General features: G+C 66.7%; 6 protein-coding genes. 2 read left to right on the top strand and 4 right to left on the bottom strand.

What is annotated here, in order from left to right:
• Positions 1-101 precede the first annotated feature (101 nt).
• The 4 genes from AB0L95_RS41535 to AB0L95_RS41550 all read right to left on the bottom strand — a co-directional run bounded on the left by AB0L95_RS41535 (position 102) and on the right by AB0L95_RS41550 (position 3,837).
• Entirely contained in the window at positions 102-608 is a 507-nt protein-coding gene (locus AB0L95_RS41535) for a DinB family protein (protein ID WP_365171796.1), read from the bottom strand.
• Between the two features lie 153 nt (positions 609-761).
• Positions 762-2,738, bottom strand: coding sequence for a Tn3 family transposase (locus AB0L95_RS41540; protein WP_365171798.1), 1,977 nt, complete (start codon positions 2,736-2,738; stop codon positions 762-764).
• 56 nt (positions 2,739-2,794) lie between these two features.
• The gene (locus AB0L95_RS41545; RefSeq protein ID WP_365171800.1) at positions 2,795-3,523 is read right to left on the bottom strand and encodes a DUF4158 domain-containing protein; all 729 of its coding nucleotides are present in this window, start codon (positions 3,521-3,523) and stop codon (positions 2,795-2,797) included.
• A gap of 89 nt (positions 3,524-3,612) precedes the next feature.
• Entirely contained in the window at positions 3,613-3,837 is a 225-nt protein-coding gene (locus AB0L95_RS41550; RefSeq protein ID WP_365171806.1) for a hypothetical protein, read from the bottom strand.
• A 647-nt stretch (positions 3,838-4,484) separates the two neighbouring features.
• On the opposite strand from AB0L95_RS41550, the gene AB0L95_RS41555 reads away from it, so the two are divergent.
• A complete protein-coding gene (locus tag AB0L95_RS41555; protein WP_365171802.1) occupies positions 4,485-4,892 on the top strand; it encodes a hypothetical protein in 408 nt (135 codons plus the stop codon).
• 10 nt (positions 4,893-4,902) lie between these two features.
• The gene (locus tag AB0L95_RS41560) at positions 4,903-6,450 is read left to right on the top strand and encodes a caspase family protein (RefSeq protein ID WP_365171804.1); all 1,548 of its coding nucleotides are present in this window, start codon (positions 4,903-4,905) and stop codon (positions 6,448-6,450) included.
• The last annotated feature ends 190 nt before the right edge of the window (positions 6,451-6,640 follow it).

Below are 6,640 nucleotides of genomic sequence, written 5' to 3' on the forward strand. Positions count from 1 at the left end.
CAACCGCCGGGGAGATCCTCGCCAAGGTCCGGCTCGTCCAGACCGCCGTGAAGAAACTCGTCAACAACAACTCGAACTGACACAAACCAGATCACGAGACACTAGTCGCCGGTCGTGCCGTCGAGCATCTCGCGCAGGATGTCCAGGTGGCCATTGTGGCGGGCCGTCTCCTCGGTGAGGTGGAGGAGGATCCAGCGCAGGTCGACGTGGAGGCCGTTGCGGACGGCTCGCTGGGCATGCGTGTCCAGGCCGTTCCCGGCGACCAATTCGCGGTAGCGGGCACTCTGTTCAGCGTATTCATCGAGCAACTGCGTGAGCGGGAAGTCGACGGCGATACGCATCTCGCGGTCGGGGTCCTCCTTGGTCCAGGGGCCCCGGTCTTCCTCGCCGAGGAAGACCACTTGGAACCAGTAGTACTCGACCCAGCGGAGGTGGTTGATCAGTCCGCTCATGGTCATCAGCGGTGAGCCCGGCAGGAGCGCCTTGCGTGCGTTCTCCGCAGAGACGCCATCGCACTTGGCGCGGGCGGTGTCACGTGCGTAGTCGAGAAACGTGGTGAGCTGGGTGCGCTCGTCCCACGCGGGCGGGGTGTCGTCGATTCTGGTCATCGCGCGAAGCGTCCCCGATCACCGCGACCGATGTCGAGGTATTTATCGACGGACCCAACCTGCTCCACCCAGCTCCTTGTCCGGCGGGACGCTACAGCGATTCAGCGCCAGTGGGCCGCCCCGGCATGATCCGCCGGACAGGCCCTAGGCTTCTCAGGGCCGGTCTGGCCGACGGGGCCGCAGCGGCCGGTAGCCGGCCGGGTCGAGCTTGGCGAGTTCGGTGTCGACCTCGACGTTGATCGTGCCGAAGAAGTTCACGTTCTCGCTGTGGGCCGGGGAGATGTGCGCGAGGAGTTCGTCGTCGACCGCGCGGCCCTCGGCCCGCATCTGGGCGATGGCCAGGCTGTAGTACTCCGTGGTCCAGGTAACGACCGAGTTGGTCAGCAGCGTCAGGCACCATGCCTGCTCGGTCTGTGCGGCCAGGTGGCGGTGGCGGATCGCGCCCTCGTGCGCGTAGAGCAGGCTGCGGCGCAGGGAGTGTAGGGACTCGCCCTTGTTGAGCTGCCGGGCGATCTTCCTGCGGTAGGTCTCGTCCGCCAGATAGCGGGCGGCGTAGATGGTGCGTCGAAGCGCCCCGTACTCCTTCATAGCCGCGGCGAGGGTGTTCTGCCGGGAGGAGGCGGACAACTTGCCGACGATCAGCGAGGCGGTGGCGTGCCCGAACTTGATCGACCCCGCCAGGCGGAGCAGATCGTCCCAGTTCTCCTCGATCAGCCCCATTTTGATCTTCTGGGTGAGCAGGGGCCCGGCTACCAGCCAGAGGCTGTTGACGTCCCGCTGCGGGTCCATCCGGTACAGGGTGATCTTCCCCAGGTCCCGGATGCGCGGCGAGAGCTGCATCCCGACGAGGTCGAACAGTGCGAAGTTGACCAGGGTGACGCCGTGCGTGTCGGTTGCGTGCTCGGTGATCGGCAGGTCGGTCTTGTTGCCCATGACCTCGTCCAGCACGTAGTGCGCCTCCCGGCGGGTGACCACGATGACCTTCGTGCCGAACGTCGTGTGCTGGTCCGAGACGTGCGTGTACGTCGACAGGCCCTGACCGGCGAAGTACTTCTTCATCGCACGCGCGGTCGTCGACTTACCCTTGACCGGGAACCGCTGCCCGTCCGAGGAGGACAGTGTGCCGCCGCCGAACGCCTGGGTCAGCGAGAGGCGGTGGTGGTAGTTGACGACTGCGGCGTTCGCCGCCGCCAGGGTCTCCTCGCGGAGGTGCCACTCCTGGGTCCAGGCCAGCATGTCGTAGGAGATCCCGCACGCCTCCGCCATCCGCACCAGGCCCAGATTCGTCGCGTTCGCAATCAGCACCGCCAGCAGGTTCCGCTTGAGCTCCGGGGAGCGGGCCTGCTTGCCGCCGGCGTGCGTGAAGCAGTCCAGGAACCCGGTCCGCCGGTCCAGCTCCACCAGCAAAGAGGCGATCGGGGCCAGCGGCAGCAGCTCCGACAGCTCCTCCTTCAGCTCGGCGGCCTCGGCCGCCCACTGCGCGGGCGTGAACAGGTACGACGCCGGATCGGCGTACCGGCGCGAGGACGGCACATACACATCCCCCGACCGCAGCCCGTCGCGCAGGCCCAGCAGCACCGTCAACTCCCAGAAGTGCCGGTACGCCGTGACATCCCGATCCCGAGCCGCCTGCTCCAGATAGCCGGCCCACTTCGCAGGCACGAAATCCGTCGGCGCATGGTCGGGGACCTTCCGGGCCCCGTCCGCGTTCAGCTTCTTCAGGATCGTCACGGCCTCCATCAGTGCCTCGGAGCCCGTGCCGCCGGTGAAGCTGATCGCCTTCAGCACGTCCGGGGTGAACTGCCGCAAGTAGGAATAGGAGTTGTCGAGCATCGCCAGATGCCCGTTGTCACGCGGCAGCCTGCCAGTGGCCTGGGCGACGGCGGCCCGCAACCGCTCCATGCCGATGGTGTTCCGCAGCAGCCCGCCGACCATCTCGTCCTCGATCCCGGTGTCCACCAGGACCGGCAGGATCTTGTCCAGCAGGGCCTGCCGTCCCTCCCCGGCCGCGGCACGGGCCGCCAGCTCGTCGCGCATCTTGGTGCGCGCCCGGCTCTCCCGCGCGGAGACGGCCTGGTCGAACAGGCTGATGACCTCGTCCAGCACATCGGCGGCGGACTGCGAGAGCACCGTCAGCAGGATCGGGTGACGGCGCTGCGGCTCGCGCCGGTCCAATGACTGCGCGGTCAGGCGGCGCCCGACCGCCCGCGCGGGAAGGCCACCTTGTCCAGCTCGGCCTTCACCGCGTTCGCCGAGTCCCCGGTCGCTCCCTTGGACAGCCAGTTCAGCCGCGTCGTCCCGATCGAGGAGTCCACCGTCAGCAGACCGTCGAGCTCACCCATCAACTTCGGCGTCAACAGATGTCGCACCCGCTGGTACGTCTCCCGCCCGGCCTCCGCCCGCGCCGCGGCTACCCGCTCCAGCAGCTTCACCACCCCGGGCCGCACCACCCGCGAGGACGCCAGATGCTCACACGCCAGACGGAACAGCAGCGACGGCGAGTCGTGTTCCATCGCGCGGGCGAGCAGAAACTCGTCCAGCTCCTTCAACTCCAGCACCTTCGCTGGCTTCCAGTTCAGGTACCGCATCACCTCACGCAGATGACCGGTGCGGGTCTGCTTCCGCTCCCCGTAGAACCGCAGCTCACCCACGGGAATCTGCAGGTACTCGGACAACCGGGCCACCGCCGCCACCGGCGCCGAGGAAACGTCGTCCGGAACGAACCCGAGCCACGGCAGCGTGCACAGCTGGACCGCCAGCCCCAGCCGGTCCTTCGGGCTACGGCCGCGGCCCGGATCGATGAACCCCACGTCCGCCGGCGTCAGCGTGAAGAACCGGATCAGCTCTTCCTTGTTGATCTCCGGAAAGCCGCGCAGCCGCGCCAGCTCGTCATCCGCGAACACACGGGCCGCCACCGAGAACCCCCACCACAAGCAGTCACACGCGGCAACACCTGTCGTGTCGACGGCTTACCGCATTGCATGGTGAACGACCCGGCCGCTCCTCAAGACACGGCGTGAAGAGGGCTGCTGATCCCGTCGTCAGCGACCGCGGAGTTCTGGCTATCCGAGCGACATCTCCCCAGGTCAGCGATATCCGTTGTTTTTGCGGCGGATGATACGGCGACCCCATCGACCCGCCTGCGAGCGATCACCCACTCCTGCCATTCCAGCTCGGCCGCGGCCAACTCGGCCTGGATGCGATCAGCCTCCTCACGCAGCTCGTCCACGCGACGGCGAGCACCCAGCTCACGCTGTTCCAACAGCCCAACCACCGACGGCATCCACGACCTCCCGGGAAGCGACACCACGACAGGCCACTACTCCCACGGGACCCCCGGCCCTGCGCCCGACCAGCGGAAACGCATCCCTCAAGCCCGGAAAGACAACAGCTTCTTACATGGAATCGAGCCTCCACCTGACCCGGGGCGGTTCAGGGAAATCGCCAACAAGCGTGTATCTAGGGCGAACCTCGAGTCCCACCAACTGCCACACCGCTGATCAGCAAGTTCGACCTCATCCAAGGCCCAGAACCCCGATTAACTGCGGAGCCCGGGCAAGGATGTTAAGAGCGAGAATGCGCTGGTGGCACTGAGTGCTGATGATCTGAACGAGAAGGTGACTCACCGACCTCGGCCTCGTCCGCACCGTTACCGTTGCCGTCTGACAGCGTTCACGGACACGCCCGACGTGTTCGGGGCGCCCTGCCGGCAGAGAACCTGCCGCTCCGAGCGCATCGCACGGCAAGGCACTACGCGCCGGCCCGCAGCCCTCAGCATCTACGACAACCCGAGCCCGATCCGACGAACTCCCCTCGTGAGCAACCCCCTTGTGGCACTCTGTCCGCACCTTGATTTGCCACACCCACGGGGGCGGAATGAAACGAGCACGAGAATCAGTAGAGATCGGCCTTGTCTTCAGCGATCCGGACGGCGCGGAGACGGCCGAACGCGAGATGGAGTCGCTGATCGAGGAACTCGACCAGCTCCCACTGCTCCACATGGAACATACTCCGGCCCCACCGGCACCCCACGGCACCCGGGCCGGTGACGCCACCGTCTACAGTTCCCTGGTCCTGGGCCTGGCCGGAGCACCCGCCATCCGGTCACTGATCCTGCTGGTCCAGGACTGGCTGGCCCGCCGCACCTCGGGCACGGTCACCCTTCGGATCGACGACAGCGAACTGGTCCTGGAAGCTGGATCGCCCGCCGAGCGCCGTCGGATCGTCGAAGCCTTCCTGACACACCTCTCCTCCACCGGCCGCGAAGATGACTCCGATGGCTAAGCGGGCGCTGGTGCTGGCCACCGAGACATACGACGACTCCCGGTTCGCCTCCCTGCCCGGTGCGGCCTCCGACGCCGAGCAACTGCGCGATGTCCTGGGCGACCAGGAGGTTGGCGGGTTCGAGGTGAACGTATTGGTCGACAAATCGACGCGGATCTGGAAGAAAGCGATCGAGCAGTTCTTCGGGTCGGCCACCAGCGACGACACTCTGTTGTTGCACCTGTCCTGCCACGGCCGCAAGGACCGCCGCAACCGGCTGCACTTCATCACACGAGACAGCGAGTTCGACGCGCTGGCCGCGACCTCGGTCGACGCGGAATTCATCGCCGCCCGCATGGAAGAGAGCCGCAGCCGACGCACCATCCTGCTGCTCGACTGCTGCTACAGCGGGGCCTTCAACAGGGGAATGCGTACCCGCGGTGACCAGGAGGAGGTCGAACTCAAGGAGACCTTCGAGGGCAGCGGCCGGATCGTCATTACCTCCTCCACCGCCCTCCAGTACAGCTACGAGAGCGCACCCGAGAACGACCTCGCCAGTAGAGAAGAAGGCAAGGCATCGGTGTTCACCTCCGCAGTCGTGCACGGTCTGCGGACCGGGGAGGCCGACCTCAACGCGGACGGCTTCATCAGCGCCGACGAGCTGTACCACTTCATCAGCCACTGGGTACCCAAACAGGTGCCGAACCAGACTCCGACGCTGAGCGTCACCTCGGCCGAGGGGGAGAGCCTCGTGCTGGCCCGTAACCCGCGTGCCGTCAAGTTGGCCCACCGGGCCCTGCGCAGCCCACTCGGCGGCGGCACAGAACCCTTCCCCATGCAAAAGTTGGCGCTTTCCGAGGCCAGCCGCCTAGTGCAGCAGTCGGAGAAGAGATCAGCCGAGCTGATCGGGCAGCTTGAGACGGCGAGAATGGAAGTGGCCCGGAACGCCGGTCCCCGGGCTCGGAACGCCCGGGCACTGGTGCGGATGCTGAGCCTGCTGTTCGGGCTTCTCGGAGGGGCGATCGGCATGTGGACGGCCTCGTTCTGGGTGGCCGGCTTCACCCTGCCCAACGGCGGTGGGAAGTTCCCAGCGCTGGCGATCTGCGTCGCGGTCCTCAACATGTCCTTCTTGGTCGTGGCTGCCGCGACGTCCAGGGCCATGGTCTATGGGCCGAGGGCCGTGCGTGGATTGATCATGGAGGAGGTGGCCGGAGGGAAGCGGACCAAGCGAAAGGGCCTCTGGGGTCTCCTGTTCGCCTGTGCCCTGGCACTTCCGTTCTTTGCCTTCGCCGCCGAGCTGATCTGGCTGGCTCCCGCCACTCTCCGTCTCGGAGAATGGATCTCACATCTGGCGGGATTCCCCGTTGGCATCCCGTCCGGCTGGGGCAGCACGCTGGTCGTGCTGTTTGAGACCGTCGGGGGGTCCGCCGCCATGGCCGTGGCCCGTGAGCGCACGCCCGACGAGGAGGTCATCGAGGAGAGGGGCCCCGGCTACGTCAGACGAGTCAGGTACAAGAAGTTCGGTCCGTTCCGCTGGAGGGAGGAGCACAGGCAGGGCGGTGGCTTCGACTTCTTGTGACCTCGCGCGTCGGTGGCCCGCACAGTGCAGTCGACAGGTTGGGGGATCTGCTACTGAGGTTTTCAGGGTGGGGTCGGTGGGTCGATAGCCAGGCCGGTGGCGGTGAGGCAGCCGTCGGTGAGGTGGGGTCGGAGTTGGATCCTGCGTAACTCGCGGCGGAGTTTGCGGTCGAGGTCGTGGGGTGTGTCGA

It is taken from the genome of Streptomyces sp. NPDC052036 (assembly GCF_040680495.1).
GTDB lineage: Bacteria > Actinomycetota > Actinomycetes > Streptomycetales > Streptomycetaceae > Streptomyces.

Coding starts and splice junctions, on each gene's coding strand:
- AB0L95_RS41535 (WP_365171796.1), bottom strand. CDS start 608: ATGACCAGAATCGACGACACCCCGCCCGCGTGGGACGAGCGCACCCAG.
- AB0L95_RS41555 (WP_365171802.1), top strand. CDS start 4,485: ATGAAACGAGCACGAGAATCAGTAGAGATCGGCCTTGTCTTCAGCGAT.